General features: G+C 66.0%; 1 protein-coding gene. It reads left to right on the top strand.

Annotation, left to right across the window (positions count from 1 at the left end; genetic code table 11):
- The first annotated feature begins 244 nt into the window (after positions 1 to 244).
- Entirely contained in the window at positions 245 to 21,748 is a 21,504-nt protein-coding gene (locus tag ACVIIW_RS27375) for a VCBS domain-containing protein (protein WP_456703584.1), read from the top strand.
- The last annotated feature ends 7 nt before the right edge of the window (positions 21,749 to 21,755 follow it).

The raw sequence follows: 21,755 nt of genomic DNA, 5'->3' as shown, positions 1-21,755 counted from the left end.
CCTGGTCGCGCGACATTTCTCTGGGCTCCCCATCAATCCTGAAAATTTGTCCGCCCGCTCAGATCGATTGCCCGTTCGCGCCTGCACGCGGAGTTGGTGAGGACATCGCGATCGCAGAGCACGATCCGTTCGCGCAGGTGCGGTCAGCTCCGACTGCCATGCCACCAAGACAATCAAGCTTTTTGTCGAGGGTATGAGCGCGCCGGGGGCATTCCAGGCATTCGTTTCAGTGGAGAGTTCGTCGATGACGCCTACCAGCAAGCGCGAGATCGCCTTCATCGACCCCGGTGTCGAGGACCTAGAGACGTTGCTTCACGGCATCCGGTCAGACGTTGAACCGATCTTGCTCTCCAGCGATGAACCGGCTTCCCGCCAGATGGCGCGAGCGATCCGAGGCAGCAGAGGACTGGAAGCGATCCACATTATCGCTCACGGACGACCGGGTGAGCTGGCTTTCTCGGCGGGATTGCTTTCGCTTGATACGATTGACCGGGAAGCCGGTGAGCTGGTTCTTCTCGGCGACGCTATCGGACAGCGCGGAGAACTCCGCTTGTGGAGCTGTGCGGTGGCGCGAAGCGAGCAGGGCGCAGCGTTCGTCCGCGCGCTCGCGAACGTAACCGGAGCCAAGGTAGCGGCATCCGAGCGGCGCGTCGGCGCCGCCGCGCGTGGTGGACGTTGGGAACTCGCCTCGATCGCAACTATGGCGCCGTGTCAGCCGCCGATCACGACCAAGGGGCAGCGGGCATATGCGGGCGTGCTGGACACCAGCAACACCACAATTTCTGGAAACAACAGCACCAACGCACTGACCGTCACTGGAAGCAATGACAAGATCAGCGATGGCAACGGAACGAATACCGTCACCGTAACGGGCAACAGCAACACCGTCTCTGACGGTAACGGAACCAACGCCATCACTGTGACCGGGAACAATGATTCGGTTAGCGACGGCAACGGCACCAATACGATAACGGTTACAGGCAACAACAATGTCATAAGCGATGGCAATGGCTCCAACACGATCATCGCCAGCGGCAACAACGCGACCATCAGCGATGGCAATGGGGGCAACCTGATCTACGCGGCCGGGACCAGCGGCACGAACAGCATCAGCGATGGCAACGGGACCAATGTCATCGTTGCTGGAAGCGGGACAGATACGATCGTTAGCGGTAACGGCGCCAACATCATTTATGCCGGCGCGGGAAACGACACGATCAATGTCGGGAATGGCACCGATGTCATCATTGCGGGCTCCGGCAGTGATGTCATCAGTGCGGGCAACGGCAGCGATCTCGCGATCTATGCCCTTTCCGACCACTACAAGGTGGTCAACGTAGGCGGCTCATCGCAGTTGCAGTCGCTGGCGGGCGACGTGGACAAGTATAATGGTGGGGGCGGCACTGATACGATTCGTATCGTCGTTACTGCGGATGAATACGCGCTGATCAAATCGCAACTGACACAGTATGCGAACTGGCTGGCCGCGAACCAATGCAGTAGCGCGAGCTATTCCTTCAATTTCGCCGCGGGAACCTCCGGCACCGGTGCCTCGACCAGCGGGGGCGGCCTCGTCCTCAATGGTTGGGAGGCGCTCCAGGTTCAAATCGTCAATCCCGGTACGATTGGTCTGGCTGTTGGCGCGACTTCGAGCAGCGGCTCGCTCAATAGCCTCAATCTCTTCACCAACACGCTCGGCACCAGCTCGACCAGCTTCACCGACACATTCAAAATCGTGGGCGTTGCTGCCGGCAACGGTGCTCCGACCGCGACCTCGTTGGATCCGTCGCTCAACGTGGCGCAGTATCTCCAAGGGACAGCGAGCCTGCCGACCTCCTACACGGTGGCAGGGACAGATGGAAAACTCACGGTCTACGCCGACGGAACCTATAGCTATACGGTGACGTCTTTCACGACAGCCACTGACGTGTTTACGCTTTCAACCCTCGATCAGAATGGATTTGTCACTTCGACCACCCTGACATTTGGGATGCCGAACCACGGGCCCACGATCGTGGCCGGATCGACCACGGCGACCGGTGCCTTCTCCGAGCTGAGTGGGCAGACCGGCTCGACCACGGCGGACAGTGCGTCGGGCTCGATCGCGTTTGCCGATGTCGATCTGTCGGATAGCCACACGGTCAGCCAGGGCACGCCCGGCTTCGCCTGGTCGGGCGGCAGCCTGACCGCGGGCCAGATCAGCGCGCTGACCGCGGCCAGTACGCTGACGCTGACCAAGACCGACAGCACCGGCTCCGGCTCGGGCAGCGTCGCCTGGGGCTACAGCGCCCAGGACAAGAGCTTCGACTTCCTGGCCGCCGGCCAGACCCTGACGGTGACCTATGCCGTCAGCATCAATGACGGTCACGGCGGCACCACGTCGCAGAACGTGGTGATCACCATCACCGGGACCAACGACACTCCGGTGATCACCAGCGGCGCACAGACCGGCGCGATCACGGAGGTGGCGGGGCAGACCGGCTCGACGAGCCCCGACAGCGCGACGGGCGCGGTGACGTTCAGCGACGCGGATCTGTCGGACACGCACAGCGTGACCATCACGGGTGTGACGTCGAGCGGGGTGACCAGCGGGCTTGCCGACAACGCCACCGTGAAAAGCTGGCTGTCGCTGGGCGCGCTGAGCGACGCCACGGGCGGGGTGACCGGCTCGGATGGCTGGAGCTTCGCGGCGCAGGACAAGAGCTTCGACTATCTGGCGGCCGGTCAGACGGTCACGCTGACCTACACGGTGCAGGTGGCCGATACCCATGGCGGCACCACCAGCCAGAACGTGGTGGTGACCATCACCGGCACCAACGACGCGCCGAGCATTGTGGCCGGCTCCACCACGGCGACCGGTGCCTTCTCCGAGCTGAGTGGGCAGACCGGCTCGACCACGGCGGACAGTGCGTCGGGCTCGATCGCGTTTGCCGATGTCGATCTGTCGGATACGCACACGGTGACCCAGGGCACACCGAGCTTCGCCTGGTCGGGCGGCAGCCTGACCGCAGGCCAGATCAGCGCGCTGACCGCGGCCAGCACGCTGACGCTGACCAAGACCGACAGCACCGGCTCCGGCTCGGGCAGCGTGGCCTGGGGCTACAGCGCCCAGGACAAGAGCTTCGACTTCCTGGCCGCCGGCCAGACCCTGACAGCGACCTATGCCGTCAGCATCAATGACGGTCACGGCGGCACCACGTCGCAGAACGTGGTGGTGACCATCACCGGCACCAACGACGCGCCGAGCATTGTGGCCGGCTCCACCACGGCGACCGGTGCCTTCTCCGAGCTGAGTGGGCAGACCGGCTCGACGAGCCCCGACAGCGCGACGGGCACGGTGACGTTCACCGATGCGGATCTGTCGGACAGGCACAGCGTGACCATCACGGGTGTGACGTCGAGCGGGGTAACCAGCGGGCTTGCCGACAACGCCACGCTTCTGAGTTGGCTGACGTTGGGAACGCTCACCGACTCGACCAACGGTGTGACCGGCTCGGATGGCTGGAGCTTCGCGGCCCAGGACAAGAGCTTCGACTATCTGGCCCAGGGCGAGAGCGTGACGCTGACCTACACGGTTGAGGTGGCGGACACCCACGGCGGCACCACCAGCCAGAACGTGGTGGTGACCATCACCGGGACCAATGACGCGCCGGTGATCACCAGCGGCGCACAGACCGGCGCGATCACGGAGGTGGCGGGCCAGACCGGCTCGACCACCAACGATACCGCGAGCGGCGCGGTGACGTTCAGCGACGCGGATCTGTCGGACACGCACAGCGTGACCATCACGGGTGTGACGTCGAGCGGGGTGACCAGCGGGCTTGCCGACAACGCCACCGTGAAAAGCTGGCTGTCGCTCGGCGCACTGTGCGACGCCACGGGCGGTGTGACCGGCTCGGATGGCTGGAGCTTCGCGGCCCAGGACAAGAGCTTCGACTATCTGGCCCAGGGCGAGAGCGTGACGCTAACCTACACGGTGCAGGTGGCGGACACCCACGGCGGCACCACCAGCCAGAACGTGGTGGTGACCATCACCGGGACCAATGACGCGCCGGTGATCACCAGCGGCGCACAGACCGGCGCGATCACGGAGTTGGCGGGCCAGACCGGCTCGACGAGCCCCGACAGCGCGACGGGCACGGTGACGTTCAGCGACGCGGATCTGTCGGACACGCACAGCGTGACCATCACGGGTGTGACGTCGAGCGGGGTGACCAGCGGGCTTGCCGACAATGCCACCGTGAAAAGCTGGCTGTCGCTCGGCGCGCTGAGCGACGCCACGGGCGGGGTGACCGGCTCGGATGGCTGGAGCTTCGCGGCGCAGGACAAGAGCTTCGACTATCTGGCGGCCGGTCAGACGGTCACGCTGACCTACACGGTGCAGGTCGCCGATACGCATGGCGGCACCACCAGCCAGAACGTGGTGATCACCATCACCGGGACCAACGATCAGCCGGTGATCACCTCGAGCGCGCAGGGCGCCTCGCTGAGCGAGCTGGCGGGCCAGACCGGCTCGACCACCAACGATACCGCGAGCGGCGCGGTGACGTTCAGCGACGCGGATCTGTCGGACACGCACAGCGTGACCATCACGGGTGTGACGTCGAGCGGGGTGACCAGCGGGCTTGCCGACAACGCCACCGTGAAAAGCTGGCTGTCGCTCGGCGCACTGAGCGACGCCACGGGCGGGGTGACCGGCTCGGATGGCTGGAGCTTCGCGGCGCAGGACAAGAGCTTCGACTATCTGGCGGCCGGTCAGACGGTCACGTTGACCTACACGGTGCAGGTGGCCGATACCCACGGCGCCACCACCAGTCAGAACGTGGTGGTGACCATCACCGGGACCAATGACGCGCCGAGCATTGTGGCCGGCTCCACCACGGCGACCGGTGCCTTCTCCGAGCTGAGTGGGCAGACCGGCTCGACCACGGCGGACAGTGCGTCGGGCTCGATCGCGTTTGCCGATGTCGATCTGTCGGATACGCACACGGTCAGCCAGGGCACGCCCAGCTTCGCCTGGTCGGGCGGCAGCCTGACCGCAGGCCAGATCAGCGCGCTGACCGCGGCCAGCACGCTGACGCTGACCAAGACCGACAGCACCGGCTCCGGCTCGGGCAGCGTGGCCTGGGGCTACAGCGCCCAGGACAAGAGCTTCGACTTCCTGGCCGCCGGCCAGACCCTGACAGCGACCTATGCCGTCAGCATCAATGACGGTCACGGCGGGACCACGTCGCAGAACGTGGTGATCACCATCACCGGGACCAACGATCAGCCGGTGATCACCTCGAGCGCGCAGGGCGCGGCGCTGAGCGAGCTGACGGGGCAGACCGGCTCGACGAGCCCCGACAGCGCGACGGGCACGGTGACGTTCAGCGACGCGGATCTGTCGGACACGCACAGCGTGACCATCACGGGTGTGACGTCGAGCGGGGTAACCAGCGGGCTTGCCGACAACGCCACCGTGAAAAGCTGGCTGTCGCTCGGCGCACTGAGCGACGCCACGGGCGGTGTGACCGGCTCGGATGGCTGGAGCTTCGCGGCGCAGGACAAGAGCTTCGACTATCTGGCCCAGGGCGAGAGCGTGACGCTGACCTACACGGTGCAGGTGGCGGACGCCCATGGCGGGACCACGTCGCAGAACGTGGTGATCACCATCACCGGGACCAACGATCAGCCGGTGATCACCTCGAGCGCGCAAGGCGCGGCGCTGAGCGAGCTGACGGGGCAGACCGGCTCGACGAGCCCCGACAGCGCGAGCGGCGCGGTGACGTTCAGCGACGCGGATCTGTCGGACACGCACAGCGTGACCATCACGGGTGTGACGTCGAGCGGGGTAACCAGCGGGCTTGCCGACAACGCCACCGTGAAAAGCTGGCTGTCGCTCGGCGCGCTGAGCGACGCCACGGGCGGGGTGACCGGCTCGGATGGCTGGAGCTTCTCGGCCCAGGACAAGAGCTTCGACTATCTGGCCCAGGGCGAGAGCGTGACGCTGACCTACACGGTTGAGGTGGCGGACACCCATGGCGGGACCACGTCGCAGAACGTGGTGATCACCATCACCGGGACCAACGACACTCCGGTGATCACCAGCGGCGCACAGACCGGCGCGATCACGGAGGTGGCGGGCCAGACCGGCTCGACGAGCCTCGACAGTGCGACGGGCACGGTGACGTTCAGCGACGCGGATCTGTCGGACACGCACAGCGTGACCATCACGGGTGTGACGTCGAGCGGGGTGACCAGCGGGCTTGCCGACAACGCCACCGTGAAAAGTTGGCTGTCGCTGGGCGCGCTGAGCGACGCCACGGGCGGGGTGACCGGCTCGGATGGCTGGAGCTTCGCGGCCCAGGACAAGAGCTTCGACTATCTCGCCCAGGGCGAGAGGGTGACGCTGACCTACACGGTTGAGGTGGCGGACACCCACGGCGGCACCACCAGCCAGAACGTGGTGATCACCATCACCGGGACCAACGACACTCCGGTGATCACCTCGAGCGCGCAGGGCGCCTCGCTGAGCGAGCTGGCGGGCCAGACCGGCTCGACCACCAACGATACCGCGAGCGGCGCGGTGACGTTCAGCGACGCGGATCTGTCGGACACGCACAGCGTGACCATCACGGGTGTGACGTCGAGCGGGGTGACCAGCGGGCTTGCCGACAACGCCACCGTGAAAAGCTGGCTGTCGCTCGGCGCACTGAGCGACGCCACGGGCGGGGTGACCGGCTCGGATGGCTGGAGCTTCGCGGCGCAGGACAAGAGCTTCGACTATCTGGCGGCCGGTCAGACGGTCACGTTGACCTACACGGTGCAGGTGGCCGATACCCACGGCGCCACCACCAGTCAGAACGTGGTGGTGACCATCACCGGGACCAATGACGCGCCGAGCATTGTGGCCGGCTCCACCACGGCGACCGGTGCCTTCTCCGAGCTGAGTGGGCAGACCGGCTCGACCACGGCGGACAGTGCGTCGGGCTCGATCGCGTTTGCCGATGTCGATCTGTCGGATACGCACACGGTCAGCCAGGGCACGCCCAGCTTCGCCTGGTCGGGCGGCAGCCTGACCGCAGGCCAGATCAGCGCGCTGACCGCGGCCAGCACGCTGACGCTGACCAAGACCGACAGCACCGGCTCCGGCTCGGGCAGCGTGGCCTGGGGCTACAGCGCCCAGGACAAGAGCTTCGACTTCCTGGCCGCCGGCCAGACCCTGACAGCGACCTATGCCGTCAGCATCAATGACGGTCACGGCGGGACCACGTCGCAGAACGTGGTGATCACCATCACCGGGACCAACGATCAGCCGGTGATCACCTCGAGCGCGCAGGGCGCGGCGCTGAGCGAGCTGACGGGGCAGACCGGCTCGACGAGCCCCGACAGCGCGACGGGCACGGTGACGTTCAGCGACGCGGATCTGTCCGACACGCACAGCGTGACCATCACGGGTGTGACGTCGAGCGGGGTGACCAGCGGGCTTGCCGACAACGCCACCGTGAAAAGCTGGCTGTCGCTCGGCGCACTGAGCGACGCCACGGGCGGTGTGACCGGCTCGGATGGCTGGAGCTTCGCGGCGCAGGACAAGAGCTTCGACTATCTGGCCCAGGGCGAGAGCGTGACGCTGACCTACACGGTGCAGGTGGCGGACGCCCATGGCGGGACCACGTCGCAGAACGTGGTGGTGACCATCACCGGCACCAACGATCAGCCGGTGATCACCTCGAGCGCGCAGGGCGCGGCGCTGAGCGAGCTGACGGGCCAGACCGGCTCGACCACCAACGATACCGCGAGCGGCGCGGTGACCTTCACCGATGCCGATCTCAGCGATACCCACACCGCGACGGTAACCGGGGTGAGCACCTCCGGCACGACCTCCGGCCTGCCGACGAACGCCACGCTTCTGAGTTGGCTGTCGCTCGGCGCACTGAGCGACGCCACGGGCGGGGTGACCGGCTCGGATGGCTGGAGCTTCGCGGCGCAGGACAAGAGCTTCGACTATCTGGCCCAGGGCGAGAGCGTGACGCTGACCTACACGGTGCAGGTGGCGGACACCCACGGCGGCACCACCAGCCAGAACGTGGTGATCACCATCACCGGGACCAACGATCAGCCGGTGATCACCTCGAGCGCGCAGGGCGCGGCGCTGAGCGAGGTGGCGGGCCAGACCGGCTCGACCACCAACGATACCGCGAGCGGCGCGGTGACCTTCACCGATGCCGATCTCAGCGATACCCACACCGCGACGGTGACCGGGGTGAGCACCTCCGGCACGACCTCCGGCCTGCCGACGAACGCCACGCTTCTGAGTTGGCTGACGTTGGGAACGCTCACCGACTCGACCAACGGCGTGACCGGCTCGGATGGCTGGAGCTTCGCGGCGCAGGACAAGAGCTTCGACTATCTAGCGGCCGGTCAGACGGTCACGTTGACCTACACGGTTGAGGTGGCGGACACCCATGGCGGGACCACCAGCCAGAACGTGGTGGTGACCATCACCGGGACCAACGATCAGCCGGTGATCACCAGCGGCGCACAGACCGGCGCGATCACGGAGGTGGCGGGCCAGACCGGCTCGACGAGCCCCGACAGCGCGACGGGCACGGTGACGTTCAGCGACGCGGATCTGTCGGACACGCACAGCGTGACCATCACGGGTGTGACGTCGAGCGGGGTGACCAGCGGGCTTGCCGACAATGCCACCGTGAAAAGCTGGCTGTCGCTCGGCGCACTGAGCGACGCCACGGGCGGGGTGACCGGCTCGGATGGCTGGAGCTTCGCGGCCCAGGACAAGAGCTTCGACTATCTGGCCCAGGGCGAGAGCGTGACGCTGACCTACACGGTTGAGGTGGCGGACACCCACGGCGGGACCACCAGCCAGAACGTCGTGGTGACCATCACCGGGACCAACGACGCGCCGAGCATTGTGGCCGGCTCCACCACGGCGACCGGTGCCTTCTCCGAGCTGAGTGGGCAGACCGGCTCGACGAGCCCCGACAGCGCGACGGGCACGGTGACGTTCAGCGACGCGGATCTGTCGGACACGCACAGCGTGACCATCACGGGTGTGACGTCGAGCGGGGTGACCAGCGGGCTTGCCGACAACGCCACCGTGAAAAGCTGGCTGTCGCTCGGCGCGCTGAGCGACGCCACGGGCGGTGTGACCGGCTCGGATGGCTGGAGCTTCGCGGCGCAGGACAAGAGCTTCGACTATCTGGCGGCCGGTCAGACGGTCACGTTGACCTACACGGTGCAGGTGGCCGATACCCACGGCGGCACCACCAGCCAGAACGTGGTGGTGACCATCACCGGGACCAACGATCAGCCGGTGATCACCAGCGGCGCACAGACCGGCGCAATCACGGAGGTGGCGGGCCAGACCGGCTCGACCACCAACGATACCGCGAGCGGCGCGGTGACCTTCACCGATGCCGATCTCAGCGATACCCACACCGCGACGGTGACCGGGGTGAGCACCTCCGGCACGACCTCCGGCCTGCCGACGAACGCCACGCTTCTGAGTTGGCTGACGTTGGGAACGCTCACCGACTCGACCAACGGCGTGACCGGCTCGGATGGCTGGAGCTTCGCGGCGCAGGACAAGAGCTTCGACTATCTAGCGGCCGGTCAGACGGTCACGTTGACCTACACGGTTGAGGTGGCGGACACCCATGGCGGGACCACGTCGCAGAACGTGGTGGTGACCATCACCGGGACCAACGATCAGCCGGTGATCACCAGCGGCGCACAGACCGGCGCGATCACGGAGGTGGCGGGCCAGACCGGCTCGACGAGCCCCGACAGCGCGACGGGCACGGTGACGTTCAGCGACGCGGATCTGTCGGACACGCACAGCGTGACCATCACGGGTGTGACGTCGAGCGGGGTGACCAGCGGGCTTGCCGACAATGCCACCGTGAAAAGCTGGCTGTCGCTCGGCGCACTGAGCGACGCCACGGGCGGGGTGACCGGCTCGGATGGCTGGAGCTTCGCGGCCCAGGACAAGAGCTTCGACTATCTGGCCCAGGGCGAGAGCGTGACGCTGACCTACACGGTTGAGGTGGCGGACACCCACGGCGGGACCACCAGCCAGAACGTCGTGGTGACCATCACCGGGACCAACGACGCGCCGAGCATTGTGGCCGGCTCCACCACGGCGACCGGTGCCTTCTCCGAGCTGAGTGGGCAGACCGGCTCGACGAGCCCCGACAGCGCGACGGGCACGGTGACGTTCAGCGACGCGGATCTGTCCGACACGCACAGCGTGACCATCACGGGTGTGACGTCGAGCGGGGTGACCAGCGGGCTTGCCGACAACGCCACCATGAAAAGCTGGCTGTCGCTCGGCGCACTGAGCGACGCCACGGGCGGTGTGACCGGCTCGGATGGCTGGAGCTTCGCGGCGCAGGACAAGAGCTTCGACTATCTCGCCCAGGGCGAGAGCGTGACGCTAACCTACACGGTTGAGGTGGCGGACACCCACGGCGGCACCACCAGCCAGAACGTGGTGATCACCATCACCGGGACCAACGATCAGCCGGTGATCACCAGCGGCGCACAGACGGGCGCGATCACGGAGGTGGCGGGCCAGACCGGCTCGACCACCAACGATACCGCGAGCGGCGCGGTGACCTTCACCGATGCCGATCTCAGCGATACCCACACCGCGACGGTAACCGGGGTGAGCACCTCCGGCACGACCTCCGGCCTGCCGACGAACGCCACGCTTCTGAGTTGGCTGACGTTGGGAACGCTCACCGACTCGACCAACGGGGTGACCGGCTCGGATGGCTGGAGCTTCGCGGCGCAGGACAAGAGCTTCGACTATCTCGCCCAGGGCGAGAGCGTGACGCTGACCTACACGGTTGAGGTGGCGGACACCCACGGCGGGACCACCAGCCAGAACGTGGTGATCACCATCACCGGGACCAACGATCAGCCGGTGATCACCAGCGGCGCACAGACGGGCGCGATCACGGAGGTGGCGGGCCAGACCGGCTCGACGAGCCCCGACAGCGCGACGGGCACGGTGACGTTCACCGACGCGGATCTGTCGGACACGCACAGCGTGACCATCACGGGTGTGACGTCGAGCGGGGTGACCAGCGGGCTTGCCGACAACGCCACCGTGAAAAGCTGGCTGTCGCTCGGCGCGCTGAGCGACGCCACGGGCGGGGTGACCGGCTCGGATGGCTGGAGCTTCGCGGCGCAGGACAAGAGCTTCGACTATCTCGCCCAGGGCGAGAGCGTGACGCTGACCTACACGGTGCAGGTGGCGGACACCCACGGCGCCACCACCAGCCAGAACGTCGTGGTGACCATCACCGGGACCAACGACGCGCCGAGCATTGTGGCCGGCTCCACCACGGCGACCGGTGCCTTCTCCGAGCTGAGTGGGCAGACCGGCTCGACCACGGCGGACAGTGCGTCGGGTTCGATCGCGTTTGCCGACGTCGATCTGTCGGATAGCCACACGGTCAGCCAGGGCACGCCCAGCTTCGCCTGGTCGGGCGGCAGCCTGACCGCAGGCCAGATCAGCGCGCTGACCGCGGCCAGCACGCTGACGCTGACCCAGACCGACAGCACCGGCTCCGGCTCGGGCAGCGTGGCCTGGGGCTACAGCGCCCAGGACAAGAGCTTCGACTTCCTGGCCGCCGGCCAGACCCTGACGGTGACCTATGCCGTCAGCATCAATGACGGTCATGGCGGGACCACGTCGCAGAACGTGGTGGTGACCATCACCGGGACCAACGACACTCCGGTGATCACCAGCGGCGCACAGACCGGCGCGATCACGGAGGTGGCGGGCCAGACCGGCTCGACCACCAACGATACCGCGAGCGGCGCGGTGACCTTCACCGATGCCGATCTCAGCGATACCCACACCGCGACGGTGACCGGGGTGAGCACCTCCGGCACGACCTCCGGCCTGCCGACGAACGCCACGCTTCTGAGTTGGCTGACGTTGGGAACGCTCACCGACTCGACCAACGGGGTGACCGGCTCGGATGGCTGGAGCTTCGCGGCGCAGGACAAGAGCTTCGACTATCTGGCGGCCGGTCAGACGGTCACGCTGACCTACACGGTGCAGGTCGCCGATACCCATGGCGGCACCACCAGCCAGAACGTGGTGGTGACCATCACCGGCACCAACGACGCGCCGAGCATTGTGGCCGGCTCCACCACGGCGACCGGTGCCTTCTCCGAGCTGAGTGGGCAGACCGGCTCGACCACGGCGGACAGTGCGTCGGGCTCGATCGCGTTTGCCGATGTCGATCTGTCGGATACGCACACGGTGACCCAGGGCACACCGAGCTTCGCCTGGTCGGGCGGCAGCCTGACCGCAGGCCAGATCAGCGCGCTGACCGCGGCCAGCACGCTGACGCTGACCAAGACCGACAGCACCGGCTCCGGCTCGGGCAGCGTGGCCTGGGGCTACAGCGCCCAGGACAAGAGCTTCGACTTCCTGGCCGCCGGCCAGACCCTGACAGCGACCTATGCCGTCAGCATCAATGACGGTCACGGTGGGACCACGTCGCAGAACGTGGTGGTGACCATCACCGGGACCAATGACGCGCCGAGCATTGTGGCCGGCTCCACCACGGCGACCGGTGCCTTCTCCGAGCTGAGTGGGCAGACCGGCTCGACCACGGCGGACAGTGCGTCGGGCTCGATCGCGTTTGCCGACGTCGATCTGTCGGATACGCACACGGTCAGCCAAGGCACGCCCAGCTTCGCCTGGTCGGGCGGCAGCCTGACCGCAGGCCAGATCAGCGCGCTGACCGCGGCCAGCACGCTGACGCTGACCCAGACCGACAGCACCGGCTCCGGCTCGGGCAGCGTGGCCTGGGGCTACAGCGCCCAGGACAAGAGCTTCGACTTCCTGGCCGCCGGCCAGACCCTGACAGCGACCTATGCCGTCAGCATCAATGACGGTCACGGTGGGACCACCAGCCAGAACGTGGTGGTGACCATCGCCGGGACCAACGACACTCCGGTGATCACCAGCGGCGCACAGACCGGCGCAATCACGGAGGTGGCGGGCCAGACCGGCTCGACCACCAACGATACCGCGAGCGGCGCGGTGACCTTCACCGATGCCGATCTCAGCGATACCCACACCGCGACGGTGACCGGGGTGAGCACCTCCGGCACGACCTCCGGCCTGCCGACGAACGCCACGCTTCTGAGTTGGCTGACGTTGGGAACGCTCACCGACTCGACCAACGGCGTGACCGGCTCGGATGGCTGGAGCTTCGCGGCGCAGGACAAGAGCTTCGACTATCTAGCGGCCGGTCAGACGGTCACGTTGACCTACACGGTTGAGGTGGCGGACACCCATGGCGGGACCACCAGCCAGAACGTGGTGGTGACCATCACCGGGACCAACGATCAGCCGGTGATCACCAGCGGCGCACAGACCGGCGCGATCACGGAGGTGGCGGGCCAGACCGGCTCGACGAGCCCCGACAGCGCGACGGGCACGGTGACGTTCAGCGACGCGGATCTGTCGGACACGCACAGCGTGACCATCACGGGTGTGACGTCGAGCGGGGTGACCAGCGGGCTTGCCGACAATGCCACCGTGAAAAGCTGGCTGAGCCTGGGCGCGCTGAGCGACGCCACGGGCGGGGTGACCGGCTCGGATGGCTGGAGCTTCGCGGCGCAGGACAAGAGCTTCGACTATCTGGCGGCCGGTCAGACGGTCACGCTGACCTACACGGTGCAGGTGGCGGACGCCCATGGCGGGACCACGTCGCAGAACGTGGTGATCACCATCACCGGGACCAACGATCAGCCGGTGATCACCTCGAGCGCGCAGGGCGCGGCGCTGAGCGAGCTGAGTGGGCAGACCGGCTCGACGAGCCCCGACAGCGCGACGGGCACGGTGACGTTCACCGATGCGGATCTGTCGGACACGCACAGCGTGACCATCACGGGTGTGACGTCGAGCGGGGTAACCAGCGGGCTTGCCGACAACGCCACCGTGAAAAGCTGGCTGTCGCTGGGCGCGCTGAGCGACGCCACGGGCGGGGTGACCGGCTCGGATGGCTGGAGCTTCGCGGCGCAGGACAAGAGCTTCGACTATCTGGCCCAGGGCGAGAGCGTGACGCTGACCTACACGGTGCAGGTGGCGGACACCCACGGCGGCACCACCAGCCAGAACGTGGTGATCACCATCACCGGGACCAACGATCAGCCGGTGATCACCTCGAGCGCGCAGGGCGCGGCGCTGAGCGAGCTGGCGGGCCAGACCGGCTCGACCACCAACGATACCGCGAGCGGCGCGGTGACCTTCACCGATGCCGATCTCAGCGATACCCACACCGCGACGGTGACCGGGGTGAGCACCTCCGGCACGACCTCCGGCCTGCCGACGAACGCCACGCTTCTGAGTTGGCTGACGTTGGGAACGCTCACCGACTCGACCAACGGTGTGACCGGCTCGGATGGCTGGAGCTTCGCGGCCCAGGACAAGAGCTTCGACTATCTGGCCCAGGGCGAGAGCGTGACGCTGACCTACACGGTTGAGGTGGCGGACACCCATGGCGGCACCACGTCGCAGAACGTGGTGATCACCATCACCGGGACCAACGACGCGCCGGTGATCACCAGCGGCGCACAGACGGGCGCGATCACGGAGTTGGCGGGCCAGACCGGCTCGACCACCAACGATACCGCGAGCGGCGCGGTGACGTTCAGCGACGCGGATCTGTCGGACACGCACAGCGTGACCATCACGGGTGTGACGTCGAGCGGGGTGACCAGCGGGCTTGCCGACAACGCCACCGTGAAAAGCTGGCTGTCGCTCGGCGCACTGAGCGACGCCACGGGCGGTGTGACCGGCTCGGATGGCTGGAGCTTCGCGGCGCAGGACAAGAGCTTCGACTATCTGGCCCAGGGCGAGAGCGTGACGCTGACCTACACGGTGCAGGTGGCGGACGCCCATGGCGGGACCACGTCGCAGAACGTGGTGATCACCATCACCGGGACCAACGATCAGCCGGTGATCACCTCGAGCGCGCAGGGCGCGGCGCTGAGCGAGCTGACGGGGCAGACCGGCTCGACGAGCCCCGACAGCGCGACGGGCACGGTGACGTTCAGCGACGCGGATCTGTCGGACACGCACAGCGTGACCATCACGGGTGTGACGTCGAGCGGGGTAACCAGCGGGCTTGCCGACAACGCCACCGTGAAAAGCTGGCTGTCGCTCGGCGCACTGAGCGACGCCACGGGCGGTGTGACCGGCTCGGATGGCTGGAGCTTCGCGGCGCAGGACAAGAGCTTCGACTATCTGGCCCAGGGCGAGAGCGTGACGCTGACCTACACGGTGCAGGTGGCGGACGCCCATGGCGGGACCACGTCGCAGAACGTGGTGATCACCATCACCGGGACCAACGATCAGCCGGTGATCACCTCGAGCGCGCAAGGCGCGGCGCTGAGCGAGCTGACGGGGCAGACCGGCTCGACGAGCCCCGACAGCGCGAGCGGCGCGGTGACGTTCAGCGACGCGGATCTGTCGGACACGCACAGCGTGACCATCACGGGTGTGACGTCGAGCGGGGTAACCAGCGGGCTTGCCGACAACGCCACCGTGAAAAGCTGGCTGTCGCTCGGCGCGCTGAGCGACGCCACGGGCGGGGTGACCGGCTCGGATGGCTGGAGCTTCTCGGCCCAGGACAAGAGCTTCGACTATCTGGCCCAGGGCGAGAGCGTGACGCTGACCTACACGGTTGAGGTGGCGGACACCCATGGCGGGACCACGTCGCAGAACGTGGTGATCACCATCACCGGGACCAACGACACTCCGGTGATCACCAGCGGCGCACAGACCGGCGCGATCACGGAGGTGGCGGGCCAGACCGGCTCGACGAGCCTCGACAGTGCGACGGGCACGGTGACGTTCAGCGACGCGGATCTGTCGGACACGCACAGCGTGACCATCACGGGTGTGACGTCGAGCGGGGTGACCAGCGGGCTTGCCGACAACGCCACCGTGAAAAGTTGGCTGTCGCTCGGCGCACTGAGCGACGCCACGGGCGGGGTGACCGGCTCGGATGGCTGGAGCTTCGCGGCGCAGGACAAGAGCTTCGACTATCTGGCGGCCGGTCAGACGGTCACGCTGACCTACACGGTGCAGGTGGCGGACGCCCATGGCGGGACCACGTCGCAGAACGTGGTGATCACCATCACCGGGACCAACGATCAGCCGGTGATCACCTCGAGCGCGCAGGGCGCGGCGCTGAGCGAGCTGAGTGGGCAGACCGGCTCGACGAGCCCCGACAGCGCGACGGGCACGGTGACGTTCACCGATGCGGATCTGTCGGACACGCACAGCGTGACCATCACGGGTGTGACGTCGAGCGGGGTAACCAGCGGGCTTGCCGACAACGCCACCGTGAAAAGCTGGCTGTCGCTGGGCGCGCTGAGCGACGCCACGGGCGGGGTGACCGGCTCGGATGGCTGGAGCTTCGCGGCGCAGGACAAGAGCTTCGACTATCTGGCCCAGGGCGAGAGCGTGACGCTGACCTACACGGTGCAGGTGGCGGACACCCACGGCGGCACCACCAGCCAGAACGTGGTGATCACCATCACCGGGACCAACGATCAGCCGGTGATCACCTCGAGCGCGCAGGGCGCGGCGCTGAGCGAGCTGGCGGGCCAGACCGGCTCGACCACCAACGATACCGCGAGCGGCGCGGTGACCTTCACCGATGCCGATCTCAGCGATACCCACACCGCGACGGTGACCGGGGTGAGCACCTCCGGCACGACCTCCGGCCTGCCGACGAACGCCACGCTTCTGAGTTGGCTGACGTTGGGAACGCTCACCGACTCGACCAACGGTGTGACCGGCTCGGATGGCTGGAGCTTCGCGGCCCAGGACAAGAGCTTCGACTATCTAGCGGCCGGTCAGACGGTCACGTTGACCTACACGGTGCAGGTCGCCGATACCCATGGCGGGACCACCAGCCAGAACGTCGTGGTGACCATCACCGGGACCAACGACACTCCGGTGATCACCTCGAGCGCGCAGGGCGCGGCGCTGAGCGAGCTGACGGGGCAGACCGGCTCGACCACCAACGATACCGCGAGCGGCGCGGTGACCTTCACCGATGCCGATCTCAGCGATACCCACACCGCGACGGTGACCGGGGTGAGCACCTCCGGCACGACCTCCGGCCTGCCGACGAACGCCACGCTTCTGAGTTGGCTGTCGCTCGGCGCACTGAGCGACGCCACGGGCGGGGTGACCGGCTCGGATGGCTGGAGCTTCGCGGCCCAGGACAAGAGCTTCGACTATCTGGCCCAGGGCGAGAGCGTGACGCTGACCTACACGGTGCAGGTGGCGGACACCCATGGCGGCACCACCAGCCAGAACGTGGTGGTGACCATCACCGGGACCAACGACGCGCCGAGCATTGTGGCCGGCTCCACCACGGCGACCGGTGCCTTCTCCGAGCTGAGTGGGCAGACCGGCTCGACCACGGCGGACAGTGCGTCGGGCTCGATCGCGTTTGCCGACGTCGATCTGTCGGATACGCACACGGTGACCCAGGGCACACCGAGCTTCGCCTGGTCGGGCGGCAGCCTGACCGCAGGCCAGATCAGCGCGCTGACCGCGGCCAGCACGCTGACGCTGACCAAGACGGACAGCACCGGCTCCGGCTCGGGCAGCGTGGCCTGGGGCTACAGCGCCCAGGACAAGAGCTTCGACTTCCTGGCCGCCGGCCAGACCCTGACGGTGACCTATGCCGTCAGCATCAATGACGGTCATGGCGGGACCACGTCGCAGAACGTGGTGGTGACCATCACCGGGACCAACGATGCACCGACTCTCGCGACAACATCACAAGTCCTGAGTACAGAGTCGCCTGGTTCCGGCGCACCCTCGGGAGCGGTGGGGACGCTCATTTCCTCCCTCGTCAACCTCGGAACAAATGTCTCCGACGCGGACGCCAATGCATCCACAGGCATCGCCATCACGGCGGCAGATATCTCGCACGGAACCTGGTGGTATTCGACCGACAATGGTGCCACTTGGATCAGCTTGGGAAGCGTCAGCTCCAGCTCGGCGAAACTCCTCGCAGCCGACGGGTCAACGCGCATCTACTTCCAGCCCGCCACAGGTTTCGGCGGCACGCTCACAAACGCGATCACATTCCAGGCTTGGGATCAAACGACGGGCTCGAACGGAGGGCTTGGAAATGCGAGCCTGAACGGAGGCTCGACAGCTTTCTCGACCGGATCTGAAAACGCGTCGATCTCCATTGTCAGTACAAGTCCCGTGACACTCACAACTGCGAACGACACTGTCTTCTTCGTGTCGGGAACGAACCTCGTGAACGGTACGATCGGTATCGGCGCTACTCTCAATTCGGGCGATAACCTCACCGGCGGGTCGGGTACAGACACCCTGGCCATATCCGGCAACAGCGGCACTTTCGATCTGAACAGCCTCGCCACCTTCAGCGGGTTCGAAAACGTGACGCTGAGCGGCACTGGCGACAACCTGACCCTGAAGAATGGTCAGAACCAGACGGTCAACGCCGGCAGCGGCAACACCATTACGCTGGGCACCGCCAACGACACGGTGTCGTTCACGTCGGGCACCAACACGGTGAACGCGACGATCGGGTCGGGCGCCACCCTGAACAGCGGTGACAGCCTGACTGGCGGCTCCGGCACCGACACGCTGGTAATCTCCGGCAATAGCGGAACGTTCGACCTGAACAGCCTTGCTAGCTTCAGCGGCTTCGAGGCGGTGACGCTGAGCGGAACCGGCGACAGCCTGACCCTGAAGAACAGTCAGAATCAGACTGTCAACGCCGGCATCGGCAACACCATTACGCTGGGCACGGGCAACGATACAGTGTCGTTCATCTCGGGCACCAACACGGTGAACGCGACCACCTCGACCCTGAACAACGGCGACAGCCTGACCGGCGGCACGGGGGCGACGGATACGCTGGCGCTGAGCGGCGGCGGGACGTTCAACCTGAACAGCCTGGCGGCGTTCAGCGGGTTTGAGACGGTGACGGTCGACAACGCGGCGACGTCTCTCACATTGCGGAACGGCGGCACCATTGCGGTGACACTCGGCAACGGCACCGACACCGTGACGGGCGGCACCGGCGCCTCGAACGCGACCATTACGCTTGGGACCGGCACTGACACCATCAGCCTGGGTGGTGGCAGCGGCACGAACGTCGTCAATGCGACCAGCACGACCTTGGTTTCGACGGACAGCCTGACCGGCGGCACGGGAGCGACGGATACGCTGGCGCTGAGCGGCGGCGGGACGTTCAACCTGAACAACCTGGCGGCGTTCAACGGGTTTGAGACGGTGACGGTCGACAACGCGGCGACGTCTCTCACATTGCGGAACGGCGGCACCATTGCGGTGACACTCGGCAACGGCACCGACACCGTGACAGGCGGCACCGGCGCCTCGAACGCGACCATTACGCTGGGGACCGGCACCGACACCATTGGCCTGAGTGGCGGTAGCGGCACGAATGTCGTCAATGCGACAGCGAGCACACTGCTTGCCGGCGACAGCCTAACAGGTGGCAGCGGCGCGGATAAACTGGTGCTGACCGGCTCGGGAACCCTCGGCATTGCGAGAATCAACCTGAGTACAGGTCACTTCTTGGATAGCTCGGGCTCGCTCTTGTCAGGAAGTATTTCCGGATTCGAAACGATAGACGCGTCGAACTATTCCGGCACCACGGGCATGGTCCTGACCGGCACATCCGGGGCCAATACGCTGATAGGTGGGTCGGGTGCCGACGTCCTGAATGGGCTTGGCGGTGCCGACATCCTGACTGGCGGCAGTGGAAACGATCAGTTCCGGCTGACCAGTGGAGGTGGCGTGGTTACCATTACGGATTTCAGCAAAGTGGCCGGTAACCAGGATACGATAGGATTTCTCGGTGGGACCGGCTCCGGTGCTGTTTCGTTTGCCAGCACTACCGCGACAGCCGGTGGCGCCCAGCTTAACGCCTCAGACTTTGACACACTCGCAACCATTAATCAGATCGGAAATTCAGAGAGCAACAAGGTCATCCTGATCCAAAATTCCGAAAGCACGACAAACATTCAACAGTTGCAGGGTGGCAACAACGGCCATCACCCTCTCAATGACTATATTGTGGTGTTCAATTCGACCGACTCAAAGGCTGAGATTTGGTTCTCTAGCGACTGGTTTACACAAAACAATCGTGTGGAAATCGCCACTTTGAGCAACATTACTACTATCACGCAATTTCAGAATCTATCGTTGAGCGCTTCGGACTTCGTAGTCTACACCAGCACCTACGCTACCCAGCCTGCCGGTATCTCTGGCGCTCCGATAAATCTCGGTCTGGACAGCCAGGCCCCTGGCGACTCACTCGTGACGGTTTCTGCCTCGGATCTTCTCCCTGGCTGGACACTCAATGGTGCTGCCCAGAATGCGGATGGCTCCTGGTTGCTACAGACGAGTGACGTGCGATCGTTGACAGTGAATGCGGCAGCCAACTTCACAGGCGCGGCAGTGCTTCACCTCTCACTCACATGGACGAACCCGGACGGCACAATCGGCAACAGTTCGGTGCCGGACAACGTGGAAGCATACGCACCAGGCTCGCCGATATTTGCATGGTCCGGAAACGACCATCTCACCGGCTCAAGCGGCAACGACCTGTTCGTCTTCTCTCAACCGATCGGCACTGACGTTATCCATAGCTTTGACGTCTCAGCTGACACTCTCGACCTGATCAGCTACGGTTGGCAGAGCTTTGCCGACGTTCAGGCTCACACCGCGGACGACGCCAACGGCAATGCCCTGATCACGCTGGCCGATGGCCAGACGATCACGCTCGATGGCGTGCATGCGGCGGACCTGACCGCGGCGAATTTCGAGTTCGACGTGACGCCGACGGTCGAGAATCCAGGCGCAATGACCATCGGCGATGGCGCGATGCTGCCGCTGTCCGGCATCATCCACAACACCGGGACGATCGAGCTTCACGCCTCCGGTGACGACACGCTGCTGCAGCTGATCCAGACCGGGATCACGCTCGACGGCGGCGGCCAGGTGGCCCTGTCCGACGATGACCACAACGTCATTGCCGGCACGGCTCCCAACGTCACGCTCAACAACGTCGACAACGTGATCTCGGGCGCGGGCCAGATCGGGCAGGGCAGCCTGATGCTGAGCAACCAGGGCACCATCGACGCCACCGGGACCCATGCCCTGGTGATCGATACCGGTATCAACGCGATTGCGAATGCGGGCACGCTCGAGGCGGCCGGTTCGGGTGGGCTGGTCCTAGAGAGCGCGGTCGCCAACAACGGTCAGATCTGGGCCAATGGCGGCAACGTCACAGCCGAGGGCGAGGTGACCGGCAACGGCAACGCCTTGATCAGCGGGGCCGGTACTATCGAGTTCGGGGCAGGTTCTACGGCAGGCGTCGCCTTCGACACGACTGCTGCCGGACACCTGATCCTGGACGACGCCTTCCACTTCTCCGGCACGGTGAGCGGCCTCACCGGTAACGACGACATCGATATCAAGGGCATCGGCTTCGGCGCCGGCACGACGGTGAGCTTCATTGAAAATCAAGCCGGGACCGGTGGCACTTTGACCGTTTCGGACGGCGCACACGCAGCGAACATCGTCCTGCTTGGGCAATATGACCCGACTGGCTTTACCGAGAAGGCCGACACAACGAACGGAACGCTGATCAGCTATGACCCGCACCACATCGTTTGAGGGTCGT

The organism is Bradyrhizobium sp. USDA 4449, assembly GCF_054056275.1.
Note: the sequence above shows the minus strand (reverse complement) of the source record. Positions and strands in the feature narration are given on the sequence as shown.

Excerpts from the sequence above, each read along its gene's own strand:
- ACVIIW_RS27375 (WP_456703584.1), top strand. The coding sequence starts at position 245 with ATGACGCCTACCAGCAAGCGCGAGATCGCCTTCATCGACCCCGGTGTC.